The following is a 25,663-nucleotide window of genomic DNA, read 5'->3' as shown; positions in this document are numbered from 1 at the left end:
GTGAGGGCCGGGGTCGCTCGTACGGTGAGGGGGATGCGTTCACGCGGACCGGCACTGCTCCAGCAGCCCGGGCAGCGCATCGGCGAACGTGTCCACCTCCGCGGTGGTGATGATCAGCGGCGGCGCGAGCCGCACGGTGGCCGGACCCGTGGCGTTGACGATGAACCCCGCGGACCGGGCGGCCGCCACGAGACGCGGGGCCACGGCGTCGTCGGCGTGCTGCTGCGCGAGGTCCACGCCCAGCAGCAGGCCGTGCTGACGCACCTCGACGACGCCGGGCACCGCCCGCAGCCGCGCGGCGAGGTGCTCCCCCACGGTGCGCGCGCCGGCGAGCAGCCCCTCGGCCTCGATGGTCTCGAGCGTGGCGAGACCCGCGGCCGCGGCCAGGGGGTTGCCGCCGAACGTGGTGCCGTGCTGGCCCGCCGTGAGCAGCTGCGAGACCTCGGGGCCCGCGGTCAGCAGGGCACCCACGGGGAAGCCGCCGCCGAGACCCTTGGCAAGGGTCACCGCGTCCGGGAACTCTCCCGCGGGCAGCTGGGCCGTGGCGGCGAGCCACGCGCCGGTGCGGCCCATCCCCGACTGCACCTCGTCCACCACCAGCAGGACGCCCCGCTCTCGCGTGAGCTCCCGGGCGCGGGCGATGAAGCCCTCCGGCAGGCCGCGGACGCCGGCCTCGCCCTGGACGGGTTCCACGAAGACCGCGGCCACGGTGTCGTCGAGCGCGGCGTCGAGGGCCTCCGCCGTGGCGGGCACGTGGGTGACGCCACCCGGCAGGGGTTCGAACGGTGCGCGGTAGGCCTCCTTGGCCGTGAGCGCGAGGGAGCCCATGGTGCGGCCGTGGAACGCGTGCTCGAGGGCGATCACGCGTTCCCGGGGCCGGCCGTGCGCGTCCGGGTGGGCTCGGCCGTGACTGCGGGCCAGCTTGAACGCGGCCTCGTTCGCCTCCGAGCCGGAGTTCGCGAAGAACACGTGGGAGCCCTCCGGTGCCCCCGTGACCTCGGTGAGGCGGCGGGCCAGCTCGATGCTGCCCGGGGACGTGAACAGGTTGGAGATGTGCGCGAGGCGCCCCGCCTGCTCCGACACGGCGCGCACCCACGCGGGGTGCGCGTGGCCCAGCGCGTTCACGGCGATGCCCGCGAGCAGGTCCAGGTAGCGGGTGCCGTTCGCGTCCGTGACGTGGCAGCCCTCCCCCGAGACGAGCACGAGCGAGGGATCCCCGAACACCCCCAGGAGGTTGTCCCGGTACTGCTCCAGCAGATCGTCCTGGTGACTCATGCGCGGTCCTCCCCGTCCGGTGCGACTTCCGTTCCGATCCCCGTGTCCGTGAAGATCTCCAGCAGGGACGAGTGCGGCGAGCGCCCGTCCACGATGCTCGCGCGCGGCACCCCGCCCTCCACGGCGCGCAGGGCCGCACGCATCTTGGGGATCATCCCCGCCTCGAGCGCGGGCAGCATCTCCCGCAGCTCCCCCGCGGTCAGGGAGGAGATCAGCGACGAGCGGTCCGGCCAGTTCGCGTAGAGGCCCTCCACGTCCGTGAGCGCCACGAACTTCTCCGCCCCCAGGGCCACGGCGACCTCCGCGGCGGCGGTGTCCGCGTTGACGTTGAGCACCTGGCCCGTGAGCGCGCCGAGGCCCGCCGCGGCGTCGTCGTCCGTCTCCGCGAGCTCGGGGGCGACCGAGGCGATCACCGGGATCTTGCCGATGTCCAGCAGCTGCTCGACCGCGGCCGTGTTGACCCGCGTGACGGTGCCCACGAGACCGAGGTCCAGCGGGGCGCCGTCGGAGCCCGTGCGCACGCGCCGCGCCTGCAGCAGTCCGGCGTCCTCGCCCGACATGCCCACCGCGTAGGGGCCGTGGGCGTTGATCAGGCCCACGAGCTCCCGGCCCACCTGGCCGGTGAGCACCATGCGGATCACGCTCATGGCCGCCTCGGAGGTCACCCGCAGCCCGTCGCGGAACTCGGAGTGGATGCCCAGGGAGTCGAGCATCGTGCTGATCTGCGGGCCGCCGCCGTGGACCACGACCGGGCGGATGCCCACGTGGCGCAGGAAGACGATGTCCTGCGCGAACGCGCGGCGCAGATCGTCGTTGACCATGGCGTTGCCGCCGTACTTGAAGACCATGGTGGAGCCGGCGTAGCGCTGGATCCACGGCAGGGCCTCCATGAGGGTCTCGGCCTTGGTGCGGGCCGTCTCGTACCTGGTGCTGTCGCTGAGTCGTGACATGGTGTGGCGCGCTAGCTGGAGTAGGCGCTGTTCTCCTCGACGTAGTCGTGGGTGAGGTCGTTGGTCCACACGGTGGCCCGTGCGTCCCCGGTCTTGAGGTCGATCTCGACGTCCACCGCGCGCGACGCCGCGAGGTCCACGCCCTCGCGCGGGTCCCCGATGGCGCCGTTGCGGCACACGGTCACGCCGTTGATCGTGACGTCCAGGCGGTCCGGGTCGAACTGCGCCTGCGTGGTGCCCACCGCGGAGAGCACCCGGCCCCAGTTCGGGTCGTTGCCGAAGACCGCGGTCTTGAACAGGTTGGAGCGGGCGACGGCGCGGGAGACGTCCTCCGCCTCGGTCTCGGTGGCCGCGCCCACCGTGGTGACGGCGATGTCGTGCGCGGCTCCCTCGGCATCCGTGATGAGCTGCTGGGCCAGGCTGTGGCACACGGCGGTCAGCGCGCGGGTGAACTCCTCCTGCTCGGGCACCCGCCCGGACGCCCCGGAGGCCATGAGCACCACGGTGTCGTTGGTGGACATGCAGCCGTCCGAGTCCGTGCGGTTGAACGTCACCCGGCACGCCTGGCCCAGGGCCGCGGACAGGGAGTCGGCGGGCAGCAGTGCGTCCGTGGTGAGCACCACCAGCATGGTGGCCAGCCCCGGCGCGAGCATCCCCGCACCCTTGGCCATGCCACCGACGGTCCAGCCGGAGCCGCCCGCGCAGGCCTGCTTGGGGACCGTGTCCGTGGTCATGATCGCCGTGGCTGCGGACAGCCCTGCCTGCTGTCCTGCGGCGAGCGCGGCCACCGCCTCCGGGACGCCGCGGCGCACGACGTCCATGGGCAGCTGCTCCCCGATCAGGCCCGTGGAGCACACGAGCACGTCCCCGGCGCCGATCCCCAGTCCCTGCGCCACGAGCTCCGCGGTGGTGTGGGCGTTCTGGAACCCCTCCGGGCCCGTGCACGCGTTCGCCCCCCCGGAGTTGAGCACCACGGCGCGGGCGTTGCCCTGCCGGGCCACTTCGCGGGACCAGTGCACGGGCGCGGCCGCCACGCGGTTGGAAGTGAACTGCGCGGCGACGGCGTGCTCCGGGCCGTTGTTCACCACGAGGGCGAGGTCCGTGCCGCCGGACTTCTTGAACCCCGCCTCAACACCGGCCGCGGTGAATCCCGCGGCGGCGCACACGCCGGCCTCGGTGGACACCGGCACCGTGTGGACGGGGCCGCGGTCGCCGGGTCCTGCGGCGGCGGAGGGAATCTCTGTCATGTCTGCTCCTGTTCGGGACGACGGGACGGGGTGGTGGACGCCGGTCACGGGGCGATCCCCTGGCCCGTGAGACCCGTGGTCTCCGGCAGCCCGAGAGCCAGGTTGAGGGACTGCACCGCAGCACCCGCCGTCCCCTTGGTGAGGTTGTCGAGGACCGTGCTCACCACGAGCCGCCCGGCGTGGTGGTCCACCGCGAGCTGCAGGGCCACGTGGTTGGACGCCTGGACCGACTTGGTGGTGGGCCATTGCCCCTCCGGCAGGACGTGCACGAACGGCTCGTCCCCGTAGGCGGCGTCGTAGACCTCGCGCACGCGGGCGTCGTCGATGCCGAGGCGCAGGACGGCCGTGGCCGTGGTGAGGATGCCGCGCGGCATGGGGGCCAGGGTGGGGGTGAAGGACAGGGTCACGTCCTGTCCGCCCGCCGCGGCGAGCCCCTGCTCGATCTCGGGGGTGTGACGGTGCCCGCCACCCACACCGTACGGGGACATGCCGCCCATGGTCTCCGCCCCCAGCAGGTGCGGCTTGGCCGCCTTGCCAGCGCCCGAGGTCCCGGAGGCGGAGACGACCACGAGGTCCTGCGGGGCCACGAGGCCCGCGGCGAGCGCCGGGGCGAGGGCGAGCAGGGACCCTGTGGGGTAGCAGCCGGGCACGGCGATCCGTGTGGCACCGCGCAGGGCCTCCCGCTGCTTGCCGCCCCGGGGGTCCGTGACGAGCTCGGGCAGCCCGTAGGGCCACGTGCCCGCGTGCTCGGTGCCGTAGAACTTCTCCCACGCGCTCGCGGACGTGAGCCTGTGGTCCGCCCCGGCGTCCACGACCACGGTGCCCTCGGGCAGCGCGGCCGCCACCGCCGCGGACTGGCCGTGCGGCAGCGCGAGGAACACGACGTCGTGGCCCGCGAGGTTCTCCGCCGTGGTGTCCACGACGGTGCGGTCCGCGAGAGCGTGCAGGTGGGGCTGGAGCTCACCGAGACGGCGACCGGCCGAGGAGTGCGCGGCCACGGTGGTGATCTCGATGTCGGGGTGCCCGCACAGCAGGCGGAGCACCTCGCCCCCGGCGTATCCGGTGGCCCCTGAGACGGCTGCGGTGTAGGTCATGGCTCCACCATAGCGTATTTCTATGCATGCCACCCGATATTTATTCATTGCCCAGTTGGACGCGCCGGCACCAGTCAACCGTGCGGCGCATCCCGGCGCCTCCGCTTGGCCCGAGCGACCGCGCGGAGCGACACTGGTCGGGTCACACCACCCCGCCCACCGGAGGAGCGCACCCATGAACGAGACCATGCAGGTCATCTCGGCGGAACGGGCCGGAGGACCGGACGTGCTGCGCGTCGGCACGCAGGACGTCCCCGAGCCGGGCCCGCGGCAGGTGCTCGTGCGCACGGAGGCCACGGGCGTGAACTTCATCGAGACCTACCAGCGGGCGGGCGTCTACCCGGTCTCCTACCCGTTCGTCCCCGGAACCGAGGGCTGCGGCGAGGTGGTGGCCGTGGGCGCGGACGTCACGGAGGTGGCCGTGGGCCAGCGCATTGCCACGGCCGAGGCCTCGCGCACCTATGCGGAGCACTTCCTGGTGGACGCGGACAGGACACTGCCCGTGCCCGCGGACATGGACCCCCGCGTGGCGGCCGCCCTGCCCCTGCAGGGACTCACGGCCCACTACCTGGTGCGCTCCACGTTCCCCGTGGGTCCCGGGCACACGGCGGTGATCACGGCGGCCTCCGGCGGTGTGGGCGGCCTGGCCATCCAGCTCATGAAGCCGGTGGGGGCCACGGTGATCGCGCTCACGTCCACCCCGGAGAAGGCGGAGACGGCCCGCGGGCTCGGGGCGGACCACGTGCTGCCCTACGAGGACTTCGCCTCCGGCGTGCGTGAGCTGACCGACGGCGCGGGGGCGGACGTGGTCTACGACTCCGTGGGCCGTGCCACCTTCGACGCGTCCCTGAAGGCCACACGGGTGCGGGGCACCACGGTGCTCTTCGGCGGCGCCTCCGGGCAGGTGCCACCGTTCGACCTGCAGCGCCTCAACAGCGAGGGCGGGCTGTACGTCACCCGCCCGTCGCTCGCGCACTACACGCGCGACGCCGAGGAGCGGCAGTGGCGCTGGCGCGACCTCGTGGACGCGGTGGGCGACGGCGCCCTGACCGTCCGCGTGGGCGGCACCTATCCCCTGGCCGACGCCGCCGCGGCCCACCGCGACCTGGAGTCCCGGGCCACGCAGGGCAAGCTGCTGCTGATCCCGTGACCCCCGCTGGGCTCAGACGTCCGCGCGGACCGAGTGGTGCACGCGCCGCACGCCCCACACCGTGAGGCCTGCACAGAGCAGCGCCGCGACCGCCCACGCACCGGCCTTGACCCGCTGGCCCGTGACCGTGGAGTCCGTGACCCCGTCCGTGCCGTAGCTGCCGGGCTCGTCCGTCTCCACCACCGTGAGCTTCCCGTGCCGGACGGCGAGCAGGGCGTGCACCTCCCGGGGGAAGTCGGAGTCCTGCACACCGGTCTGGGTGCCCCGGAACGTGATCTGGTCCCCCTCGGCCTTCTTCACCGGGTCGTTGAGCCGGTTGTCGAAGGGGTACTTCTCCACCAGGTCGTTCCGGGGCATCACGCCCGAGTAGATCCCGTTGTAGTCCCGGGTGTCCAGGTCCTTGGTGAGGGTCTGGTACGTCCCGGAGACCACCATGGACTCCCCCGCCCAGTCCTCGAGGTGGGAGGCCTTCTCGAAGGACAGGGCGGACAGCAGCCCCAGCACCAGACTCACCACGGCACCCACCAGGACGACGAGCACGATCGTCCACCCCCGGGACGCGGGAGCACGTTCGTCCTGCTGCTCGTGGAAGTCGATGAGTTCGGGGGAATCGTGGGGCACGGTGCTCCTCGTGGTGGGGGAAGGGGATCAGGAGCGGATCTCGGCGCCGTGCTCCCGGCGTGCAGCGGCCACCGCGGCCTCGCGCGCCTCGGAGGCCTCGTCCGCAGTGAGCGTGCGGTCCGGGGCGCGGAAGCGCAGGGCGATGGCCACGGACTTGTCGCCCTCCGGGATGCCCTTGCCCGCGTACACGTCGAAGATCTCCGCGGACTCCAGCAGCTCACCCGCGCCGCGGCGCACGGTGTCCAGCAGGTCCGCGGCGGCAACCTCGGAGGGCACCACGAGTGCCACGTCCTGGGTGGCCGCGGGGTAGCCGGAGATCGGCTGCGCCGCGACGGCCGAGGGCTCCCGGTCTAGCAGGGCGGACAGGTCCAGCTCCACCGCACACGTCCGCTCGGGGAGACCCTGCGAGGCCACGAGCTGGGGATGCAGCTCGCCGGCCACGCCGATCACCGCGCCGTCGGCCGTGCTCAGCCGCGCGGTGCGTCCGGGGTGGAACGCCGCGTGCTGGCCCTGCGTGACCCGCAGCTCCACGCCCACGCTGCGCGCCGCCAGCGCGGCAACGTCCAGGGCGTCCTGCCAGTCCAGGGCCCGCGGAGCGACCCACGGACCGGCCGCGGTGTCGTGGCCGGTGAGCACGGCCGCGAGCTTGCGCGGCTGCGCGGGCACGGCGGCATGGAGCCGTGAGAGCTCCTCGTCCCCGGGACGCACGCCCAGCGGCGGGACGGGTTGCGTGTCCGCCGTGTGGGAATCCGCCAGGAACACGTGGCCGATCTCGTACAGCGCGAGGTCGCGGAAGCCGCGCGCGTGGTTGCGCTTGAGCACCTCCACGAGCCCGGGCAGCACGCTCGTGCGCAGCAGGGGCCGGGCCTCGCTGATGGGGTTGGCCAGCTTGACGGACGGCACGTGGGAGCCGTCAGCGCTGCTCCAGAGGTCGTTCTCCGCCTGGGAGACGAACGGGTAGCTGAGCACCTCGGTCAGACCGGCCGCCACGAGGGTGTTGGCCACGCGGCGTCGCGCGGTCTGCGAGCGCGTGAACCCGCGGCCCGGTGGGGCAACGGGCAGCCGGTCCGGGATCCGGTCGTAGCCGTCGAGGCGGGCGATCTCCTCGACCAGGTCCTCCTTCTCCGTGAGGTCGGGGCGCCAGGACGGCGGGGTCACGGTCCAGCCGTCGGCGGTCTCCGTGACGTCCGCACCGATGGCTGTGAGCGTGCGCTCGACGACCTCCGGCGAGTAGTCCACGCCCACGCGCGCGGTGGGGTATCCCGCGGGGAGCTCGATCGGCGCGGGGGCGTCAGTGTGGTCCACGTCCGTGACCCGACCGGTGTCGGTGCCGCCGGCCAGCTCCACGAGCAGGTCCACCACGCGCTGCGCGGCCACCGGTGCGAGCTGCGGGTCCACCCCGCGCTCGTAGCGCTTGGAGGCCTCCGAGGGCAGCTTGTGGCGGCGCGCGGTGCGCGCGACCGAGACCTCGTCGAAGCGTGCGGCCTCCACCAGGATGCGGGTGGTGGACTCCCCCACCTCGGTGGCGGCGCCTCCCATGACGCCCGCGAGCCCGATGGCGCCGGAGTCGTCCGCGATCACGAGGTCCTCGGCGTCCAGCGCGCGGTCCCTGCCGTCCAGCGTGGTGAGATTCTCACCCGCGGCGGCCCGGCGCACGGTGATCCCGCCCTGCACGCTGTCCGCGTCGTAGGTGTGGATGGGCTGGCCGTACTCGAGCATCACGTAGTTGGAGATGTCCACGGGCAGGCTCACGGAGCGGATGCCGGCGAGCCGCAGCCGGGAGGCCAGCCAGGGCGGGGTGGGCCGGGACGGGTCCACGCCCTCCACGGTGCGCGTCGCGAACCGGTTGCACCCGGCGCGCCCGCGCACGGGGGCGGCGTCGTCGACCGTGACCGGGAAGCCGTCCTGGGTGGGTGCGGGGACCGTGGGGGCGAGCTGTTCGACCGGGTCCGTGAAGGGCGCGCGCACCGCGTTGCAGTACTCGCGGGCAATGCCGCGCAGGGAGAACGCGTAGCCGCGGTCCGGGGTCACGTTGACCTCGGCGGCGGAGTCGTAGAGACCCAGCAGCTCCATGGCGTCGGAGCCCACCTCGGGGTCCAGGCCGAGGCGCGAGAGCACCAGGATGCCGTCGTGGTCCTCCCCGATGCCGAGCTCGCGCACGGAGGCGATCATGCCCGCGGAGGTGTGGCCGTAGGTCTTGCGCGCAGAGATCCGGAAGTCACCGGGCAGCACCGCGCCGGGCAGGGTGACGACGACCTTGTCCCCGACCGAGAAGTTGTGGGCACCACAGATGATGCCCTGCACACCGGAGGGGTCGATGCCCTTGCCCGTGAGCGTCTGCTCCTGCCCCTCGGGAACCACGCGCACGGAGCACCAGTTCACGGTCTTGCCGTTGGAGTGGGTCTCGGGCTCCATGGTGAGCACCTGGCCCACGACGATGGGCCCGGACAGGGAGTCGGTGGGACGGTGGACGTCCTCCTCCTCCAGCCCGACCTTGACCAGGGTGGCCAGCACGTCCTCGGCGGTCGCGTCCTCGGGGACGGGCGCGTACTCGCGCAGCCATGACAAAGGAATACGCATTGCTCTAGATCTCCATCCCGAAGTGCTCGCTGAAGCGGACGTCGCCCTCGACCATGTCGTGCATGTCCGGGACGTTGTTGCGGAACATCAGGGTCCGCTCGATGCCCATGCCGAACGCGAAGCCGGAGTAGCGCTCGGGGTCGATGCCCGCGGCCCGCAGGACGTTCGGGTGCATCATGCCGCAGCCGCCCCACTCGATCCAGCGGGGGCCGCCCTTGGCCGTGGGGTGCCACACGTCCAGCTCCGCGGACGGCTCCGTGAACGGGAAGTAGTTGGGGCGCAGCCGGATGGCGGCCTCCGGGCCGAACATGGTGCGCGCGAAGTGCGTGAGCGTGCCCTTGAGATCCGCCATGGACAGTCCCTCGTCCACGGCGATGCCCTCCACCTGGTGGAACACGGGCGTGTGCGTGGCGTCCAGCTCGTCCGTGCGGTAGGTCTTGCCGGGGCACACCACGTACACGGGAAGCTCGCGCTCCAGCAGCGAGCGCATCTGCACGGGCGAGGTGTGGGTGCGCAGCACCAGGTGCGAGGACGGCGGGTCCACGAAGAACGTGTCCTGCAGCTGGCGCGCCGGGTGGTCCGGCTGGAAGTTCAGGGCGTCGAAGTTGAACCACTCGTGCTCGAGCTCCGGGCCCTCCGCGACCTCCCAACCCATGCCCACGAAGATGTCCCCGATGTGCTCCATGAGGGTGTTCAGCGGCTGCCGCCCGCCCAGCCGACGACGCCGCGTGGCCGCCGTGACGTCCACGGCCTCCTCCACGAGGATGCGGGCGTCCCGCTCCTCCTCGAGCTCCGCGGTGCGCGCGGCGATCGCCTTGTTCACGCGCCCGCGGGCCTGGCCCACGAGCTTGCCCGCCGTGGCCTTGGCGGCCTTGTCCAGCCCGCCGATGGCACGGTTGGCCAGCGCCAGAGGGGACTTCTCCCCGGTGTGGTTCAGACGGACGGTCTTCAGCTCCGCGAGATCGGCGGCGGCCTGGATCTCGCGCAGCGCCTGCTCGACGGCGGCGGTGACCCCGGCCTCGTCGGTGGGGTCCACCGCGGCGGACGGTGTGCTCTCGGACATGGTTTCTCGCGTTCCTGCTCGCGGACGGGTGTCACGGATCCCGACGGCTCGGTGGCGCGGGTCACGTGTGGGGCCCTCGGCCGGGGGCCGGGCGGGCACGGTCAGTCTAGTGGATGCCGGTGGCCGCGACGCCGCGGTGGGACCCGCTCACTCCGTGCCCGTGGTGGCCGGTGCCGGAGCCGCCGAGCGCCCGGAGCCGGGTGGCCGGAAGAACGCCGTGGCCACCGCCCCGAGCAGGAGCACCACCACCGGGAGCATGAGGGAGTGCGTCATGGCCAGGGCGAAGCCCGGGCGCAGCTCCTCCGGGAGTCGGCCCGCTGCCCCGAGCTCCGCAGAGCCCGCGCCCGCCGGGAGTTTCGCGGCCAGCTGGGCCTGCATGAGCACGGCCATCATGGCACTGCCGACCGCAGCGGCCACCTGCCGCGTGGCGTTGAAGACACCCGACCCCGCACCCACCACGTCCGGTGCGAGGTCCGTGGTGGCGGTCAGGGACACGGGGGACCAGATCATCGCGCTGCCCAGACCGATCACGAGTGTGAGTGCCGCGAGCAGCCACACGGGTGTGCCGGGGCGCAGGCTCCACGCGTGGGCCGCGAGCCCGGCCGCCATGACCAGCATGCCGGGCAGGGCCAGCGAGCGCGGGGACACTCGGGCCAGGGCACGGCCCACCACCGGGGCCAGCACGGCGGAGAGCAGGGACATGGGCGCGTAGCTCAGGGCTGCCGCGGTGGGGTCCAGCCCGCGGACCACCTGCAGGTACAGCATCGCGGGAATGATCATCGAGTTCACGGTGAGGCTCACCGCCGCCGTGGCCGCATTGGCCAGGGTGAAGTTGCGCTGCCGGAGCAGGCTGAGCGGCAGCAGGGGTTCCGCGGGTGTCACCCGCTGCCACACCAGGAACGCGGCGAAGACCACGGCACCCGCCCCGATCACCATCGGGATGGTGACGGGCCCCCACACGGTGGACCAGTGGTAGGTCTGGCCCTCCTGGATCCCGAAGACCATTAGGAACAGGCCCAGCCCGGACAGCAGCACGCCCAGGACGTCGAACGAGTGGCTGCGGGACGGCAGCCGCGGGAGGTGGACCGCCGCCCGCCACAGCGCGAAGATCCCCACGGGAACGTTGGCCCAGAAGATCCACCGCCAGCCTGCGAGGTCCACGAGCAGACCGCCCAGCAGCGGCCCCACCAGGGTGGCGACCCCGGCGGTGGCACCCCAGATGCCGAGCGCGGAGCCGCGCGTGCGGGCCGGGAACATCCGCGTGATCACGGTCATGGTCTGCGGCGACATCAACGCCGCCCCCAGCCCCTGGACCACGCGCGCGGCCACGAGGCCGGTGACGTCCTGCGCGAGGCCGCACCACAGGGACGCCCCAGTAAAGACCGCGAGCCCCCACAGGTACACGGTGCGCGGGCCGAAGCGGTCACCCAGCCTGCCCGTGACCAGCAGCGGCACGGCGTACGCGAGCAGGTAGCCGCTGGTCACCCACAGCACCCCGGAGATGTCGGTGTGCAGACCCGAGGTGATGGCGGGGATCGCGGTGGAGACGATCGTCGCGTCCACCAGGATCATGAAGAAGCCGATCACCAGTGCCCACAGGGCGTGCCACGCCCGCGGGTCGGTCCCGGTACCCGGCGGTTCCGTGCGGCTCCGGGTCACGGGGTCACGCGCGGTCGCAGCAGCTCCAGCAGGGCGGCCACGATGGGCAGGTCCGCGGGGATCCACGGCAGGGACAGGACGGCGGCGGGGTCCGCGAGCGGGAGCCACCGCACGGCCAGGTGGTCCTCGCCCGCGCTGAGACCGGTGTCCGCCCCGTGGGTCGGAACGGCCGTGAACACGCGCATCACCGCCGAGCCCGCGAGCGGCCACCCCTGCGGCTGCGGCGCTCGCACCTCCTCCAGCAGCTCCAGCTCCACATGCAGCTCCTCGCGGCACTCGCGGAGCAGCGCGTCACGCGCGGACTCCCCCGGTTCCTGCTTGCCGCCCGGGAACTCCCACAGCCCGCGCAGGGACTCGGGGTATGACCGCTGGGCGGCCAGCACACGGGTGGGTTCGGTGGCGGAGTCGAGCACCGCGGCGCCCACCACGCGGGTCACGTGCTCCGCGGCGGCGGTCACCGGGGCTCCCCGGCCCCGGGGACGACGCCGCCGGGGCCGGCGGGTGCGTCCGCACCGGCCGGCGTCTCGGTTCCCACGGGGGCGTGGCTCCCGTCCTGCGCGGGTGCTCCGCCGAGCGCGTCGGTGCCGCCGTGCCGAGGGCTTCCGGCCGCGTCCCGCGCGACCGCTGTCGAGATGGACGGTTGAGTGCGCCGCTGCTGCGCCCGGGCGGACGAGTAGAGGCACACGGTGGCTGCGGTGCCCACGTTGAGGGACTCGGCGCGGCCGTGCAGCGGGACGGCCACGGCGAGGTCGGCGAGCTCCCGCTCGGTGGCGCTCAGGCCCTGGGCCTCGTTGCCGAACAGCCAGGCCGTGGGCCGCTCCAGGGCGACCGTGGCGCGTCCGGAGTGCGGGGCGGCGTCGTCGTGCGTCCCGCCGATGACATCCGCCTGGGCACCGGGGCGGGCACCCACGTGGCGCAGCAGGGCGGCGTCGGCGAGCTCGTCCACGGTCACGCACGCGTGGCCGTCCGCGGCGAGCAGCTGCAGCCCGCGTTCGTGCGCGGATCGCGAGAAGTCGGTGAGGTCCACCCCGGTGAGCACCGGGAGGTGGAAGAGGGAGCCGGCGCTGGAGCGCACGGCCTTCGGGTTGAACGGGTCCACGCTGCCCGCGGTGAACACCACGGCCCCGGCGCCCGCGGCATCCGCGGCGCGCACCACCGTCCCGGCGTTGCCCGGGTCCTGCACGCGCACGAGCACGCACACCAGGTCCGCGGTGGCGGCCGCCCGCTCTGCATCCGGGCGCGGGGTGCGGCACACCGCGAGCATGCCCTGCGGTGTCACGGCGTCCGTCATGGCCGCGAGCACCTCGGTGGACACCGCCCGCACGAAGACGTCGCGACGTGCCTCCAGGACCTCGAGGTCCGCGGCGATCTCCGGGTGCCGTTCCAGCTCCGGGCCGGTGACGTACACGGCGTCGAGGACCGGCAGCTCGGCAGGGTCCTGGCCCGCGGGGGATGCGAGCGCGAGGCGGAGCGCCTCCCGCACGTTCTGGGGCCCCTCGGCGCGGAACAGACCCCGTTTGGAACGCGTCGAGCGCCTGGTCAACGCGGCCACGTCCCTCACCCGATCGGCTCGGGGGTTGGACAGCAACCGGTCTTCCAGGCGCTCGACGAACGTCACAGCTGCACTCAGGCGGCGGCGCGGGGCGCGGAGGTGTCCTCCGGCAGCGCGTCCTTGGCCACCTGGACCAGGGCCGCGAACGCGTTCTCGTCGTTGACGGCCAGCTCGGCCAGCATGCGACGGTCCACCTCGACCTCAGCGGCCTTCAGGCCCTGGATGAAGCGGTTGTAGGTCAGGCCGTTGGCGCGGGACGCGGCGTTGATGCGCTGGATCCACAGCCGACGGAAGTCGCCCTTCTTCTTCCGGCGGTCGTTGTACGAGTAGGTGTACGAGTGGAGCATCTGCTCCTTGGCCTTGCGGTACAGGCGCGAACGCTGACCGCGGTAGCCCGACGCCTTCTCCAGGACTTCCCGACGCTTCTTGTGGGCGTTGACTGCCCGCTTCACACGTGCCACGTGTGTACTCCTCACGATCTGGTCCCGGTGCTCCCGGGAGATGACTGCCGCCGCTCACCGAGCGACGTGGTGCTGACTGGTCTGGCAGGAAGGGCTTACTTGCCCAGCATCCGCTTGATGGCCTTGGCCTCGCCCGGGGTGGAGACGATCTGGTCGCTCGCCAGACGGCGGGTCAGGCGGGAGGACTTGTGCTCCAGGTAGTGGCGGCGGTTGGCCTGCTGGCGCTTGACCTTGCCCGAGCCGGTGAGCTTGAAGCGCTTCTTGGCTCCGCTGTGGGTCTTCATCTTCGGCATGGTGGCCGTCTCCTTCTCCGTCGACCGGTGTGGGGCACACCGGTGGGTCGCGGCACTCGGCCACGACCACGCTGGTGCCGGGCGGTCACACGCCCGGCGCTGTCAATTCTCGGTTCGCGCTACTTCTTGGCGGGCCCGGGCTTGGGCGCCCCGGGCTTCGGCGCGGACGCCGCCGGCTTGGCCGGGGCAGGCTTGCTCGCGGCGGGCTTCGCCGCCGGCTTGCTCGCGGCAGGCTTGTCGGCAACGGGCGTAGCCGACGACGTCGCCGCCGGTGCCTCCTGCTCGGCGGGCGCCTTCTCCGCGACGGCCTCGGACGCCTCCACCGGCTCGGGCTGCCCGGCGTCCTGCGTCCCCTCGCTCGCGGGAGCGACCGTGGCCTTGACCTCGTCCTCGGCGGCCAGCGGAGCGCTCTCCACCGGCGCCTCGGTCGCGGGGGCCTCCGCCTCGGGTGCCGACGCCGCCCGGCGCAGCTCCTCCGGGAACGCGTCCCCGATGGACTGGGTCACGGACTCGGCGGACGAGGTGTCCACCCGCTGCTTGCGCGCGCTGTCCGCCTGGGACTTCTCGCGCTGCGCCTGCTTGCGTGCTTCCGCACGCGCCTCGGCCTTGTTCTTCAGAGGGCCGATGACCATGACCATGTTGCGGCCGTCCACGCGGGGGGTGGTCTCCACGGCACCGACCTCGGCGACGTCGTTCGCGAGCCGCTCGAGCAGACGGACGCCCATCTCGGGGCGCTGCTGCTCACGACCGCGGAACTGGATCATGGCCTTGACCTTGTCCCCCGCGGAGAGGAAGCGCTTGGCGTGGCCCACCTTGGTCTCGTAGTCGTGCGTGTCGATCTTCAGCCGGAAACGCACTTCCTTGAGGACCGTGTTGGCCTGGTTCTTGCGGGACTCACGTGCCTTGACCGCGGCCTCGTACTTGTACTTGCCGAAGTCCATGAGCTTGGCCACCGGGGGCTTGGCGTTCGGTGCGACCTCGACCAGATCGAGATCCGATTCACGGGCCAGCCGCAGCGCGTCCTGGACGCGCACGATGCCGACCTGCTCGCCGCCAGGTCCGACCAGGCGGACTTCCGGGACGCGGATTCTGTCATTGATGCGTGGCTCGCTAATGCCGATCTCCTGATGTTCGTGGGTTTCCCCGTGGTTCGGACGGGACCGCAACGAAAAAACCTCCGCTGCGGCACGCGCGAGCGGAGGCTGGAAACCACACTGGGACCGATGACTCGATCTGCCCCGGCAACCCGGCACGACCGTTCGGCCTCTGACCCGAGCACCTGGTGTCCTCGGAACTGGTCCGGAACGGGCGGTGACGGGTGGGAGTCTCCTCCGCTTGCACACTGCCAGCCATGGTAGCGCATCCCCGCACCGTGGCGCCACCGGGCGCCGCCCGGACTGCTCTGTGGCCTCGGCTCCCCTGTTCTACAGTGGGAGCATGTCCGATCAGCCGCGCTCCGAGCGCTTCGAGTTCCCCTCCGCCCCCTCCACCCGGGACGCCCACGGTGGGCCGTCGGCCACCGCGCCCGAGGACCTGCCCGACGAGACGGTCGAGGTGGTCAGCGCCCAGATGCGCGACATCGCCGAGGTGCCGGCGGTGGAGGTCATCACCACCGCGGCGGTGCACCTCATGAGCGCCGCCGCCGTGAAGTGCGGGCTCGCGGCCGGTGAGGACGCGGAGGAGCTGAAGGACCTGGACGAGGCCCGCAAGCTCATCACCGCTCTGGCCGGATTCGTCACGGCCGCCGCCCCGGAGATCGGGTCCCAGCACGCCGGCCCGCTGCGCGACGGCCTGAAGTCCCTCCAGCTCGCGTTCCGCGAGGCCTCCCCGTTCCCGGACGCCCCCGGTGCGGGACCGGGCGAGAAGTTCACCGGCCCCGTCTACGGCTGAGGCGGCAGCTCCGCGGCCGGTCGCTCCCGCCCGGGAACGCGACCGAGGTGTGCGCTGGTTCTACGACACGGTCGTGGCCGCCCGTGCCTGCACGGGGGTGCGGGTGTGGCGCTCAGCTGGACAGCCGCACCCGGATCGAGTCCACGTTCTCGGCCATGATCGGCTGCGCCGCGAGGGCCTGCTGGAACTGCCGCACGGACGCGGCCACGTCCTCCTGGGCCAGCCCGGGGCGCAGCTGCAGGGAGACGACGAGCTCGGGCCCCTCCCCTCCCCCCGTCAGGACCGTGCCGTCGTGGCGCACGGCGTGCACACCGCTGCCCGGCGCGGCGAGTGCGGAGACGACCCCGGGCAGGCCCAGCGCCGCCCGGGTCACGGCGTCGTCCACCGTGAAGTCCCGGTACGACGGCGTCCACGCCCGTCCCTGCGCCACGGCCCACAGCGCGGGCCGCCGCACCACGAACGCGGGATCCGCACCGGGGTCCAGGACCAGCAGGGAGGAGCCGTCCTGCACGGCCGAGAGCGCGGCGCGCCGGATGTCCGCGGCCACCGGACGGGCCTGTGCGTTCCACGCCCGCAGGGTCTCCGTGGAGGTGAACACGGGCAGGGCCTTGCGCCCGTCCGAGGCCTGGAGGCTCACCAGGGCCATGTCCGCCTCCTTGTCGGAGACCAACCCGTCCTCGGTGATGTGCGAGCGGGAGACCTGGGCGATGATCGGCACGAACACGCGCACCCCGGACAGTGCGGCCACCACCTCGTCCTCCGGGGCGTGCCCCTCGCGCCACGCGGTGAGCGCGCGGCCGAGAGCGGGGGCCGCGGCGCCGTCGTCCTCCGGGAACTGGTGCGTGTGGCTCGTGCCCTCCCCCAGGTTGCGCCCCTCCCAGGCCTGGCCGCCCGTGTCCGCGGGGCCGCCCGCGGAGCGCAGCTGCGCCGCGATGTGCGGCGGGAGGGCCCGAGCGGCGTCGTGGTCGGAGCTGTCCTGCTCAGGCACCCGGGCGCCCCGCGACGTCCAGCGCCTCGGCGAGCGTGAACCTGCCCGCGTAGAGCGCCTTGCCCACGATGGCTCCCTCCACACCCGCGGGGACGAGCTCGCGCAGGGCCGCGATGTCCTCGAGGGACGAGATGCCGCCCGAGGCCACCACGGGCTGGTCCGTGCGGCGCGCCACCTCGGCGAGCAGCTCGGTGTTGGGCCCGCGCAGAGTACCGTCCTTGGTGACGTCCGTGACCACGTAGCGGGCGCAGCCGTCCGCCTCGAGACGGTCCAGGACCTCCCAGAGGTCCCCGCCGTCACGCGTCCAGCCGCGCGCCGCGAGCGTGGTGCCCCGCACGTCCAGGCCCACGGCGATCAGGTCGCCGTGCTCGGCGATCACGCGGTGGGTCCACTCGGGGTTCTCCAGCGCCGCCGTGCCGAGGTTGATCCGTGCGGGGCGCAGGGACAGCACCCGTTCGAGGGACTCGTCGTCCCTGATGCCCCCGGACATCTCGATCTTCAGGTCGAGGTTCTCGGCGACGCCGCGCAGGACCTCGATGTTGTCCCCGCGCCCGAACGCGGCATCCAGGTCCACGAGGTGCAGCCACTGCGCGCCGGCATCCTGCCAGGCGCGCGCGGCCTCGAGCGGGTCTCCGTAGCCGGTCTCCGAACCCGCCTCGCCCTGGACCAGTCGGACGGCCTGTCCGCCCTGGACGTCCACGGCGGGAAGCAGCTCGAGCCGGCGGCCGGTGGTGTCGTTCATGTGTCTCCTCCTGTGCGCGCTGCGCGCGCGACGATGGTCGGGTGGGCCGGGCACGGCCCACCGGGGTCCGTCAGACGCTCACGAACCACGAGTACGCGCCGTAGCCGATCAGTGCCGCGGCGAGCACGCCCAGCAGCACCACGGACCACAGCGGCTTGCGCTGCTGGGCGAACGAGATGGCACCGCCCACGAAGAAGGCTCCGGCCACGAGGACCAGGACGGATGCGGTCATGAGGTGCTCTCCTGCGCGGGGTCTGCGAAGCGGTGGTCCAGGCGACCCGTGCGGGGCAGGGTGGCGATCCAGTTGCGGAGCAGGGCGATGCCCGCGTGCGAGGACTTCTCGGGATGGAACTGGGTGGCGCTGAGCGGGCCGTTCTCCACCGCGGCCACGAAGGGTGCGCCGTGCTCGGCCCACGTGACGGCCGGCGGCGCCATGTGCTGGATGCTCTGGTCGAACGCCCATTCCTGCACCCCGTAGGAGTGCACGAAGTAGAAGCGCTCGTCCTCGATGCCCCGGAACAGCACGGAACCCTCGGGAGGGCGGACCGTGTTCCACCCCATGTGCGGGACCACGGGCGCGGCCAGCCGCTCCACGGTGCCGGGCCACTGGCCCAGGCCCTCGGACTCACGGCCGTGCTCCACACCGGAGTCGAACATCACCTGCAGTCCCACGCAGATCCCCAGGACGGGGCGCCCGCCGCTGAGCCTTCGGTCGATCAGCCGGGGGGCGTCCACCCCACGCAGCCCCTCCATCACGGCCTCGAACGCGCCCACGCCGGGCACCACGAGACCGTCGGCCTCCAGGACGTCGCGGGGCTCCGCACTCAGCAGCACGTTCGCGCCCGCCGCCTCCAGTGCCCGCACGGCGGAGCGGACGTTGCCCGCACCGTAGTCCAGCACGACGACGCTCGGCACCGTTGCCGCCGCGGGGCGTCCCGGCATCACAGTGCGCCCTTGGTGGACGGGATGACCCCCGCCGCACGGGGATCGGGCTCCACGGCCTCGCGCAGCGCGCGGGCCAGGGCCTTGAACTGGGCCTCGACGATGTGGTGCGGATCGCGCCCCCGGATCAGCTCCACGTGCAGGCACAGCTGGGCGTGGTGGGCCAGGGACTCCAGGACGTGGCGGGTCATGGACCCTGTGAAGTGACCGCCGATCAGGTGGTACTGCTGCCCCTCCGGCTCACCGGTGTGGACCACGTACGGCCGCCCGGAGACGTCCACCACGGCCGAGGCGAGGGCCTCGTCCAGGGGCACGGTGGCCTGCCCGAACCGACGGATGCCCCGCTTGTCCCCCAGGGCGCGGGCGAGCGCCTCTCCGATCACGATCGCGGTGTCCTCGACCGTGTGGTGCACGTCCACGTGCGTGTCACCACTCGCCTCGACGTCCAGATCGATCATCGAGTGCCTCGACAGGGCGGTGAGCATGTGGTCGAAGAACGGCACCGTGGTACGGATGCGGGATCTACCCGTGCCGTCCAGGTCCAGGCTCACGCGCACGGTGGACTCGCTCGTGGCGCGCTCCACCGTGGCGGTGCGGGCTTTCTCGTTCGCGCTCATGTGTGGCGGTCTCTCCTCGGGGTGCCTTCGCGCCGTCGTTGCGGCGGGATGTCCAGTCTAGGTGCGCTCACGCCCGACCCAGGCCGGCACGCAGGGCCGCACCTTGCGGCTCCCGCGGCCTGTTGCGGTCATTCGCGGTGGAGACACGCCCGCACCGCCGTGAGGAACGCCGTGGTCTCCGCCTCGGTGCCCGCCGTGACGCGCAGGTGACCGGGAATGCCCACGTCACGCACGAGAACGCCCTCGTCCAGCAGACCCTGCCACAGGGTGGGGGCATCCTGGCCGCAGGCGAAGAACACGAAGTTGGAGTCGGAGGTGGCGGGTGTGAGCCCCAGGGCGGCCAGCTCGGCGACGATCCGGTCGCGCTGCGTCTTGATCTCCTCGACGGTGGCGAGCAGCGACTCGTGGTGCTCCAGCGCCGCCAGAGCGGTGGCCTGCGTGACCGACGACAGGTGGTACGGCAGGCGGACCAGACGCATGGCGTCCGCCACGGGGGCGGCTGCCGCGAAGTACCCCAGCCGTGCTCCGGCGAGGGCGAACGCCTTGCTCATGGTGCGTGACACGACGAGCCTCGGACGGCCCTCCAGCAGCGTCAAGGCAGAGGGTGTCCCCGAACGGGAGAACTCCGCGTACGCCTCGTCCACCACGACCACGGTGCTGTGGGCCTCGCCAGCCTCGTACACCGCGTCCACCACGTCCAGGTCCAGCGCGGTCCCGGTGGGGTTGTTGGGTGAGCACAGGAACACGACGGCGGGCGCGTGCTCGGCGACCTGCCGAGCGGCGGACTCCGCGCCCAGGGAGAAGTCGGGCTCACGACGACCGGCAATGAACTCCGTGCCCGTCCCGAGTGCCAGCAACGGGTACATGGAGTAGGTGGGGACGAAGCTCAGGACAGACCGCCCGGGTCCGCCGAACGCCTGCAGGATCTGCTGCAGGATCTCGTTGGAGCCGTTGGCGGCCCAGATGTTCTGCTCGGTGAGCCCGTGCCCCAGGTAGTTCGCCAGTGCGCGGCGCAGCTCCGTGAAGTCACGGTCCGGGTACCGGTTGAGCTGGGCCGCCACGCTGCGGACGCGCTCCCCGATGGCGTCCACCACGTCCGCGGGCACCGGGTGGGTGTTCTCGTTGGTGTTCAGCGCCACCTCCACCTGCAGCTGGGGAGCACCGTACGGGGACATGCCCCGCAGGTCGTCGCGCAGCGGGAGGGTGGCCAGGGGATCGGCAGGTGAGTTCACCGATCCAGTCTAACGACCCCTGCCGCCCAGCGTCCGTGCGGACCTAGCGAGCGGGGACCTCGAGGACCTGGCCCGAGGTGAGGGCCGGCGAGGTCAGGCCGTTGAGCTCGGCGATGTCGTTCACGACCTCACGGGTGTCACGCTCCGGGTCCGCCTCACGGGCGATGTCCCACAGGGTCTGCCGCGGCTGCACGGTGACGGTCTGGGTCACGGGGGCACCCACGGCGCCCGTGGAGGCCTTGACCGTGGACGGGAACAGGAACACGGCGGCGACCACGAGCAGGGCGGCTGCACCGGTGACCACCGGCAGACCGACCAGGAAGAAGCGACCGCGTCGCGTCAGGTGCAGACCGCCCCTCCGGGCGGCTCCGACTGCGCGGTCCGTCCGGGCAGTGCGGTCCGCCCGTTCGGTGGAGAGCGTCACTCGGCGAACGGACCTCGGCATGATGAGTGCGGTCATGGCTACCTCCTGGGATCGGACCGGAACCGCCCCTCCGGGCGGCGGTGTTCGAACAACTCAGCGTTTAGAACACATCTTCGAATCTTTGGACTCAGTTCTAGCACGGATGTACGAATGCTGTCGAGGTCCACTTCGAACACATATTTGAGCGGGTGAGCCCCGCCGGGTTAAGCTCGAGGTCACACAGGTGATAGTCGACCCCACGTCTCCGACACGCATAAGCGGACGCTCCGTCCGCTGCTCGCCCCGCGAGCCAGCGATGTGCGGCACGGTGAAAGGACCCCGCACGTGAGCACCACTTCCCCGCAGCAGCACACCCCCGGCACCCGCGTTCGAACACTCAGTGCGCGGCAGGCCAAGATCCTGGGGGCCGTCCAGCGCTCGATCGCCACCCGCGGCTACCCGCCCTCCATGCGCGAGATCGGTGACATCGTGGGCCTGGCGTCACTGTCCAGCGTCACGCACCAGCTGGGCCAGCTCGAGAAGTGGGGATACCTCAGGAGGGACCCCCGCCGCCCCCGGGCCATGGAGGTCCTGAAGCCCCTCAGCCAGGACGAGCTCGAACGTCACCTCGGTGTCGACGAGAACCAGGCAGCGGAGGCGGCGTCGTCGGCCGAACCGTCCGTGAGGGCCCTGCACACCACCTCCGACGAGGACGCCATGGTGCCCGTGCCGCTCGTGGGGCGCATTGCCGCCGGCGGGCCGATCACCGCGGAGCAGTCCGTGGAGGAGGTCTACTCGCTGCCCCGGCAGTTCGTGGGCCACGGCCAGCTGTTCATGCTGCGCGTCTCGGGCGACTCCATGATCGACGCCGCCATCTGCGACGGCGACTGGGTGGTGGTGCGACAGCAGAACTCCGCCGAGAACGGGGACGTCGTGGCCGCGCTCCTGGACGACGAGGCCACCGTGAAGACCTTCCGGCAGCGCGACGGGCACACGTGGCTGCTGCCCCAGAACACCCGCTACGAGCCGATCCTCGGCGACCACGCCACGGTCATGGGCAAGGTGGTCTCCGTGTTCCGCGCACTCTGAGCGGACCCCGCCGCGCGCAGCCCCTGCGGCCCGCGGGTTCCGGTCCGGTTCCGCCTCAGGCTCCGCTCAGCCGCTCCAGCGCGCCGAGCACGGTCTTCTTGTCGGTGGTGGGCCACAGCGGCGGCAGTGACCGCGCGAGGAAGGATCCGTAGCGGGCGGTGGCCAGGCGGGAGTCCAGCACCGCCACCACTCCCCTGTCCCCGCTCGCGCGAATCAGCCGCCCGGCACCCTGCGCGAGTCGCACGGCCGCGTGGGAGGCGGAGACCGTCATGAACCCGTTGCCCCCGGCCCGCTCGGCGGCACGGGTGCGCGCGGTACCGAGGGGATCGTCGGGGCGCGGGAACGGGATCCTGTCGATGACCACCAGGCGGCACGAGTGCCCCGGGACGTCCACGCCCTGCCACAGGCTCATGGTGCCGAACAGGCTCGCGGCGGGATCGTCCGTGAAGTCCTTGACGAGCGAGGGCAGGGAGGCATCCCCCTGGCACAGGATGGGCAGGTTCGTGCGCCCGCGCAGGGCCTCGGCGGCATCCTCCGCCGCGCGGCGCGACGAGAACAGGCCCAGCGCTCCGCCGCCCGAGGCCTCCAGCAGCTCCAGCAGCTCGTCGAGCTGCTCCGGTGAGACGCCCCTGCCCGGCTTGGCGAGGCGCTTGGCCACGTAGAGGATGCCCTGCCGGCGGTAGTCGAACGGGCTCCCCACGTCCACGCCACGCCAGGACGGTGATCCCGGGCCCTGCAGGCCGAGTGAGCCGGCCACGCTGGCGAACGAGGATCCCACGGCGAGCGTGGCGGAGGTCAGCACCACGGTGCGACCGTCGAACAGCCCCTCCCGCAGCGGGCCCGCCACGCTCAGCGGGGCGATGTTGAGGGTTGCCGGTTCCCCCGCCGACGCCCCCACGTACCCCTCCGTGGGACTCCACCGGCCCACCCGGGAGATCCACAGGACGTCGTGGGCGGTGTCCGCAGAGAGCATCCGCTCCGCCGTGTCCAGCAGCTCGGACAGCCGTGAGCGCGCGGCGTGCCTGCCCGCGTCCTCATTCTTGGACTCGCCCTTCGTCTCGCTGAGGCCGGTGCGCGCCGCATCCTGCACCCCGCGCACCGCATAGACCTGCTCCTCGGTGAACCCGCGGGCCAGCAGGCCGGACTCGTCGTCGTCGAAGGCCTTGTCGAAGGCCTGCGCCGCGCGCTCCAGCTCGTCGCTCGACGCCGCGGTGTGCTTGCGCACGGCCGTGGCGGCGGCCCGCACCGCGGCGGCGGACAGGGAGGCCGTGACGGCTCCCGTCACGCGGTCCCGCAGCTCGTGCGCCTCGTCGACGACGACGACGTCGTGCTCGGGCAGCACGGCCAGCCCCTCGAAGGCGTTGATGGCGAGCAGCGCGTGGTTGGTGATGACCACGTCGGCCTCGCCCGCCTGCGAGCGCGCACGTTCCGCGAAGCACTGCTCCACGAGCGGACACTTGCGCCCCAGGCACTCCTTGGCGGTCACCGAGACCTGCCGCCACGCCGCGTCCGAGACACCGGGCTGGATGTCGTCCCGGTCCCCGGACTCGGTGGTCTCCACCCACTCCCGCAGCCGCAGCACCTGCTGGGCGAGTCCGCCCAGGGGTGCCTCGGTGCCACTTCCTCCCCCGACGGGAGCGGAGAACAGGGCGTCGTCGTCCTCGGGGTAGCCGCCCTCCACCTTGTGGAGGCACGCGTAGTTCGACCGCCCCTTGAGCAGGGCCACGTCCGGGCGCTCGTCGAGCTCGTCCTCGAGGGCGTCCAGCAGGCGGGGGACGTCCCGGCCCGTGATCTGGTTCTGCAGGGCCAGGGTGGCCGTGGCCACGACCACCGGTTTCTCCGAGGACCGGGCGTGCAGGAGCGCCGGAATGAGATAGGCCAGGGACTTCCCGGTCCCCGTGCCCGCCTGCACGAGCAGGTGCCGACGGGTCTCGAGGGCTTCGGCGACCTTGGCGGCCATGAACCGCTGGCCGTCGCGGCGCTGACCGCCCAGGGCGGAGACCGCCGCATCCAGCAGCTCCAGAGCGTCCGCACCCCCGGGCAGGGACTCCGGACGGATGTCGGAGATGTCACGACCCGACTCGTCGATGAACCCGCCGCTCATGCGCTGGGGTGGTCCTCCGCCGCGGCGGCTCCGCCCGGAGCGCGGTCGGTGCGGTACTGCTCCAGGTCCCCCACGAGATCCTCCCGCACGCGCACGTGCAACCGGGTGCCCTCGGGGGTGTGCTCCGTGCTGAGGATCTCGGCATCCTGCGCGTGCAGCCGTGAGACCACCTCGCCGTGCACGTAGGGCACCAGCAGGTCGAGGTCGTGGTCGGGACGCGGGATCGCGGCGGCGATCAGGCGCTGCAACTCGGCCACGCCCTCACCCGTGCGGGCCGAGACGGCCACGGAGGGGTGCTCGTGGTTGCGCAGCCGGGCGAGGACCACCGGGTCCGCGATGTCCGCCTTGTTCAGGGCCACGATCTCCGGTATGTCGTTGGCACCCACGTCCGTGAGGACGTCCCGCACGGCCTTCAGCTGCCCCTCCGGATCCGGGTGGGAGGCGTCCACCACGTGCACGATGACGTCCGCGTCCGCCACCTCCTCCAGCGTGGAGCGGAACGCCTCCACCAGCTGCGTGGGCAGGGACCGCACGAAGCCCACGGTGTCCGCCAGCGTGTATCCGATGCCGTCCGGGGTCTGCGCCTTGCGCACCGTGGGGTCCAGCGTGGCGAACAGGGCGTTCTCCACGAGCACGCCGGCGTCCGTGAGCCGGTTCAGCAGCGAGGACTTGCCCGCGTTCGTGTAGCCGGCAATCGCGACGGAGGGCACGGCGTTGCGCTTGCGGTTCAGGCGCTTGGTCTCGCGCGCAGGCTTCATCGCGGCGATCTCACGCCGCAGCTTGGCCATGCGCTGCCGGATCCGGCGCCGGTCCAGCTCGATCTTCGTCTCACCGGGACCGCGGCTGCCGATGCCCTCACCGGAGGCCGCGCGCCCGCCCGCCTGCCGGGACAGGGACTCGCCCCAGCCTCGCAGTCGCGGAAGCATGTACTCGAGCTGCGCGAGCTCCACCTGGGCCTTGCCCTCCTTGGACTTGGCGTGCTGCGCGAAGATGTCCAGGATCAGTCCCGTGCGGTCGATCACCTTGACCTTCACCACGTCCTCCAGGGCACGGCGCTGGGAGGGCGCGAGCTCGGCGTCCACGATGACGGTGTCCGCCCCCGTGGCGGCCACGACGTCCTTGAGCTCCAGTGCCTTGCCGGAACCGAGGTAGGTGCCCGGGTCCGGGTTCACGCGACGCTGCAGCATGCCGTCCATGACCTCGGACCCTGCGGTCTCCGCGAGCGCCGCGAGCTCCCGCAGGGAGTTCTCCGCGTCCGCGGGGGTTCCGCTGGAGTACAGCCCGGCGAGCACCACGCGCTCCAGCCGCAGCTGGCGGTACTCGACCTCGGTGACATCCTCGAGCTCCGTGGACAGTCCCGCGACGCGACGCAGGGCGTGGCGCTCCGCGAGGTCCTGCTGGTCCCCGTCCGACGGCACGTGGGCGTCGTCCTCCGGCGCGAGTTCCCGGGCACGCCCGAGACGCTCGTGGGCCGGGCGCGCCGACGCGGCGGCGTCGTCCGCGGGGACGTCGTCACCGGGGTGGGTGGGCGAGGCGGACTCGGACCGCGAGCGCGCGCGGGCGAGGACGCGTGAGACGACGTCCTCGAGTTCGGTCCCGGTCAGGTCACCGGTCTGCTGCGAGCTCTCGGACGCGGTCTGCCGGTGGGGGAAAGAGTCAGTCATGGTTCCTTGATCTGCGCTGTTCATGGGTCGACCCAGTCTAGCGCCGG

Annotated in this window: 24 protein-coding genes and 1 pseudogene; 3 read left to right on the top strand and 22 right to left on the bottom strand. The window is 72.5% G+C overall.

What is annotated here, in order from left to right:
* Positions 1–39 precede the first annotated feature (39 nt).
* The 4 genes from EAE32_RS09810 to argC are packed head-to-tail and all read right to left on the bottom strand — an operon-like array spanning position 40 to position 4,566.
* Complete coding sequence (locus tag EAE32_RS09810) at positions 40–1,275, bottom strand: acetylornithine transaminase (protein ID WP_121865018.1); 1,236 nt, start codon at positions 1,273–1,275, stop codon at positions 40–42.
* Positions 1,272–2,225, bottom strand: a complete 954-nt coding sequence (argB, locus tag EAE32_RS09805) for an acetylglutamate kinase (RefSeq protein ID WP_121845911.1) — start codon at positions 2,223–2,225, stop codon at positions 1,272–1,274. The genes EAE32_RS09810 and argB overlap by 4 nt, the downstream gene beginning before the upstream one ends.
* An 11-nt stretch (positions 2,226–2,236) precedes the next feature.
* A complete protein-coding gene (gene argJ, locus EAE32_RS09800; RefSeq protein ID WP_121865017.1) occupies positions 2,237–3,472 on the bottom strand; it encodes a bifunctional glutamate N-acetyltransferase/amino-acid acetyltransferase ArgJ in 1,236 nt (411 codons plus the stop codon).
* A 44-nt stretch (positions 3,473–3,516) separates the two neighbouring features.
* Positions 3,517–4,566, bottom strand: a complete 1,050-nt coding sequence (argC, locus tag EAE32_RS09795) for an N-acetyl-gamma-glutamyl-phosphate reductase (RefSeq protein ID WP_121865016.1) — start codon at positions 4,564–4,566, stop codon at positions 3,517–3,519.
* A 175-nt stretch (positions 4,567–4,741) separates the two neighbouring features.
* Between argC and EAE32_RS09790 the strand changes: the two genes are divergently transcribed.
* Complete coding sequence (locus tag EAE32_RS09790) at positions 4,742–5,716, top strand: quinone oxidoreductase family protein (protein WP_121865015.1); 975 nt, start codon at positions 4,742–4,744, stop codon at positions 5,714–5,716.
* A 12-nt stretch (positions 5,717–5,728) separates the two neighbouring features.
* Here the strand turns inward: EAE32_RS09790 and EAE32_RS09785 are convergent, their stop codons facing one another.
* The 9 genes and pseudogenes from EAE32_RS09785 to infC all read right to left on the bottom strand — a co-directional run bounded on the left by EAE32_RS09785 (position 5,729) and on the right by infC (position 15,111).
* Positions 5,729–6,337 carry a hypothetical protein gene (locus tag EAE32_RS09785; protein ID WP_121845915.1) on the bottom strand — a complete coding sequence of 203 codons (609 nt, stop codon included), beginning with the start codon at positions 6,335–6,337 and terminating at the stop codon, positions 5,729–5,731.
* A gap of 27 nt (positions 6,338–6,364) precedes the next feature.
* Positions 6,365–8,917: a phenylalanine--tRNA ligase subunit beta gene (gene pheT, locus EAE32_RS09780; RefSeq protein WP_121865014.1), complete on the bottom strand. Its 2,553-nt coding sequence runs from the start codon at positions 8,915–8,917 to the stop codon at positions 6,365–6,367.
* 4 nt (positions 8,918–8,921) lie between these two features.
* On the bottom strand, positions 8,922–9,980 hold the full coding sequence (gene pheS / locus EAE32_RS09775) for a phenylalanine--tRNA ligase subunit alpha (RefSeq protein ID WP_121865013.1): 1,059 nt from the start codon (positions 9,978–9,980) through the stop codon (positions 8,922–8,924).
* 147 nt (positions 9,981–10,127) lie between these two features.
* On the bottom strand, positions 10,128–11,639 hold the full coding sequence (locus EAE32_RS09770; protein WP_279386930.1) for a DHA2 family efflux MFS transporter permease subunit: 1,512 nt from the start codon (positions 11,637–11,639) through the stop codon (positions 10,128–10,130).
* Entirely contained in the window at positions 11,636–12,097 is a 462-nt protein-coding gene (locus tag EAE32_RS09765; RefSeq protein WP_279386929.1) for an NUDIX domain-containing protein, read from the bottom strand. Before EAE32_RS09765 ends, EAE32_RS09770 begins: the two co-directional genes overlap by 4 nt.
* Positions 12,098–12,288: 191 nt before the next feature.
* A pseudogene (locus EAE32_RS09760) lies at positions 12,289–13,257 on the bottom strand (TrmH family RNA methyltransferase); the annotation flags it as partial.
* Positions 13,258–13,265: 8 nt separating this feature from the next.
* Positions 13,266–13,652: a 50S ribosomal protein L20 gene (rplT, locus tag EAE32_RS09755; RefSeq protein ID WP_121845124.1), complete on the bottom strand. Its 387-nt coding sequence runs from the start codon at positions 13,650–13,652 to the stop codon at positions 13,266–13,268.
* 95 nt (positions 13,653–13,747) lie between these two features.
* The gene (gene rpmI, locus EAE32_RS09750) at positions 13,748–13,945 is read right to left on the bottom strand and encodes a 50S ribosomal protein L35 (RefSeq protein WP_016998296.1); all 198 of its coding nucleotides are present in this window, start codon (positions 13,943–13,945) and stop codon (positions 13,748–13,750) included.
* A 119-nt stretch (positions 13,946–14,064) separates the two neighbouring features.
* Positions 14,065–15,111: a translation initiation factor IF-3 gene (infC, locus tag EAE32_RS09745; protein ID WP_243635670.1), complete on the bottom strand. Its 1,047-nt coding sequence runs from the start codon at positions 15,109–15,111 to the stop codon at positions 14,065–14,067.
* Between the two features lie 271 nt (positions 15,112–15,382).
* Here infC and EAE32_RS09740 point away from each other — a divergent pair, with 271 nt between their 5' ends.
* Complete coding sequence (locus tag EAE32_RS09740; RefSeq protein WP_121865042.1) at positions 15,383–15,835, top strand: DUF1844 domain-containing protein; 453 nt, start codon at positions 15,383–15,385, stop codon at positions 15,833–15,835.
* A 112-nt stretch (positions 15,836–15,947) separates the two neighbouring features.
* Here the strand turns inward: EAE32_RS09740 and EAE32_RS09735 are convergent, their stop codons facing one another.
* From EAE32_RS09735 to EAE32_RS09710, 7 genes are all read right to left on the bottom strand, one after another.
* Entirely contained in the window at positions 15,948–16,823 is an 876-nt protein-coding gene (locus tag EAE32_RS09735) for an SseB family protein (RefSeq protein WP_121865011.1), read from the bottom strand.
* Positions 16,816–17,565 (bottom strand): bifunctional 1-(5-phosphoribosyl)-5-((5-phosphoribosylamino)methylideneamino)imidazole-4-carboxamide isomerase/phosphoribosylanthranilate isomerase PriA, encoded by a 750-nt coding sequence (gene priA / locus EAE32_RS09730; RefSeq protein ID WP_121865010.1) that lies wholly within the window; start codon positions 17,563–17,565, stop codon positions 16,816–16,818. Before priA ends, EAE32_RS09735 begins: the two co-directional genes overlap by 8 nt.
* 70 nt (positions 17,566–17,635) lie before the next feature.
* Positions 17,636–17,797 carry a hypothetical protein gene (locus EAE32_RS11820; RefSeq protein WP_165860312.1) on the bottom strand — a complete coding sequence of 54 codons (162 nt, stop codon included), beginning with the start codon at positions 17,795–17,797 and terminating at the stop codon, positions 17,636–17,638.
* Positions 17,794–18,507: an imidazole glycerol phosphate synthase subunit HisH gene (gene hisH, locus EAE32_RS09725; protein WP_121845121.1), complete on the bottom strand. Its 714-nt coding sequence runs from the start codon at positions 18,505–18,507 to the stop codon at positions 17,794–17,796. Before hisH ends, EAE32_RS11820 begins: the two co-directional genes overlap by 4 nt.
* Positions 18,507–19,124: an imidazoleglycerol-phosphate dehydratase HisB gene (gene hisB / locus EAE32_RS09720; protein WP_121845120.1), complete on the bottom strand. Its 618-nt coding sequence runs from the start codon at positions 19,122–19,124 to the stop codon at positions 18,507–18,509. Before hisB ends, hisH begins: the two co-directional genes overlap by 1 nt.
* Positions 19,125–19,252: 128 nt before the next feature.
* Positions 19,253–20,356 carry a histidinol-phosphate transaminase gene (locus EAE32_RS09715; protein WP_121845119.1) on the bottom strand — a complete coding sequence of 368 codons (1,104 nt, stop codon included), beginning with the start codon at positions 20,354–20,356 and terminating at the stop codon, positions 19,253–19,255.
* A gap of 43 nt (positions 20,357–20,399) precedes the next feature.
* The gene (locus EAE32_RS09710; RefSeq protein ID WP_121845118.1) at positions 20,400–20,816 is read right to left on the bottom strand and encodes a LysM peptidoglycan-binding domain-containing protein; all 417 of its coding nucleotides are present in this window, start codon (positions 20,814–20,816) and stop codon (positions 20,400–20,402) included.
* Positions 20,817–21,104: 288 nt separating this feature from the next.
* Between EAE32_RS09710 and lexA the strand changes: the two genes are divergently transcribed.
* Positions 21,105–21,848: a transcriptional repressor LexA gene (gene lexA, locus EAE32_RS09705; protein WP_121845117.1), complete on the top strand. Its 744-nt coding sequence runs from the start codon at positions 21,105–21,107 to the stop codon at positions 21,846–21,848.
* A 55-nt stretch (positions 21,849–21,903) separates the two neighbouring features.
* Here lexA and EAE32_RS09700 read toward each other — a convergent pair whose 3' ends face one another.
* Positions 21,904–23,952, bottom strand: a complete 2,049-nt coding sequence (locus EAE32_RS09700; protein WP_121845116.1) for an ATP-dependent DNA helicase — start codon at positions 23,950–23,952, stop codon at positions 21,904–21,906.
* Positions 23,949–25,616, bottom strand: a complete 1,668-nt coding sequence (gene hflX, locus EAE32_RS09695) for a GTPase HflX (RefSeq protein WP_121865009.1) — start codon at positions 25,614–25,616, stop codon at positions 23,949–23,951. The genes EAE32_RS09700 and hflX overlap by 4 nt, the downstream gene beginning before the upstream one ends.
* Positions 25,617–25,663 lie beyond the last annotated feature (47 nt).

This window comes from Kocuria tytonicola (assembly GCF_003687175.1).
Classification (GTDB): Bacteria; Actinomycetota; Actinomycetes; order Actinomycetales; family Micrococcaceae; genus Kocuria; species Kocuria tytonicola.
Note: the sequence above shows the minus strand (reverse complement) of the source record. Positions and strands in the feature narration are given on the sequence as shown.

Coding starts and splice junctions, on each gene's coding strand:
- EAE32_RS09810 (WP_121865018.1), bottom strand. CDS start 1,275: ATGAGTCACCAGGACGATCTGCTGGAGCAGTACCGGGACAACCTCCTG.
- argB (WP_121845911.1), bottom strand. CDS start 2,225: ATGTCACGACTCAGCGACAGCACCAGGTACGAGACGGCCCGCACCAAG.
- argJ (WP_121865017.1), bottom strand. CDS start 3,472: ATGACAGAGATTCCCTCCGCCGCCGCAGGACCCGGCGACCGCGGCCCC.
- argC (WP_121865016.1), bottom strand. CDS start 4,566: ATGACCTACACCGCAGCCGTCTCAGGGGCCACCGGATACGCCGGGGGC.
- EAE32_RS09790 (WP_121865015.1), top strand. CDS start 4,742: ATGAACGAGACCATGCAGGTCATCTCGGCGGAACGGGCCGGAGGACCG.
- pheT (WP_121865014.1), bottom strand. CDS start 8,917: ATGCGTATTCCTTTGTCATGGCTGCGCGAGTACGCGCCCGTCCCCGAG.
- pheS (WP_121865013.1), bottom strand. CDS start 9,980: ATGTCCGAGAGCACACCGTCCGCCGCGGTGGACCCCACCGACGAGGCC.
- rpmI (WP_016998296.1), bottom strand. CDS start 13,945: ATGCCGAAGATGAAGACCCACAGCGGAGCCAAGAAGCGCTTCAAGCTC.
- EAE32_RS09740 (WP_121865042.1), top strand. CDS start 15,383: ATGTCCGATCAGCCGCGCTCCGAGCGCTTCGAGTTCCCCTCCGCCCCC.
- priA (WP_121865010.1), bottom strand. CDS start 17,565: ATGAACGACACCACCGGCCGCCGGCTCGAGCTGCTTCCCGCCGTGGAC.
- EAE32_RS11820 (WP_165860312.1), bottom strand. CDS start 17,797: ATGACCGCATCCGTCCTGGTCCTCGTGGCCGGAGCCTTCTTCGTGGGC.
- hisH (WP_121845121.1), bottom strand. CDS start 18,507: ATGCCGGGACGCCCCGCGGCGGCAACGGTGCCGAGCGTCGTCGTGCTG.
- hisB (WP_121845120.1), bottom strand. CDS start 19,124: ATGAGCGCGAACGAGAAAGCCCGCACCGCCACGGTGGAGCGCGCCACG.
- EAE32_RS09710 (WP_121845118.1), bottom strand. CDS start 20,816: ATGACCGCACTCATCATGCCGAGGTCCGTTCGCCGAGTGACGCTCTCC.
- EAE32_RS09700 (WP_121845116.1), bottom strand. CDS start 23,952: ATGAGCGGCGGGTTCATCGACGAGTCGGGTCGTGACATCTCCGACATC.
- hflX (WP_121865009.1), bottom strand. CDS start 25,616: ATGACTGACTCTTTCCCCCACCGGCAGACCGCGTCCGAGAGCTCGCAG.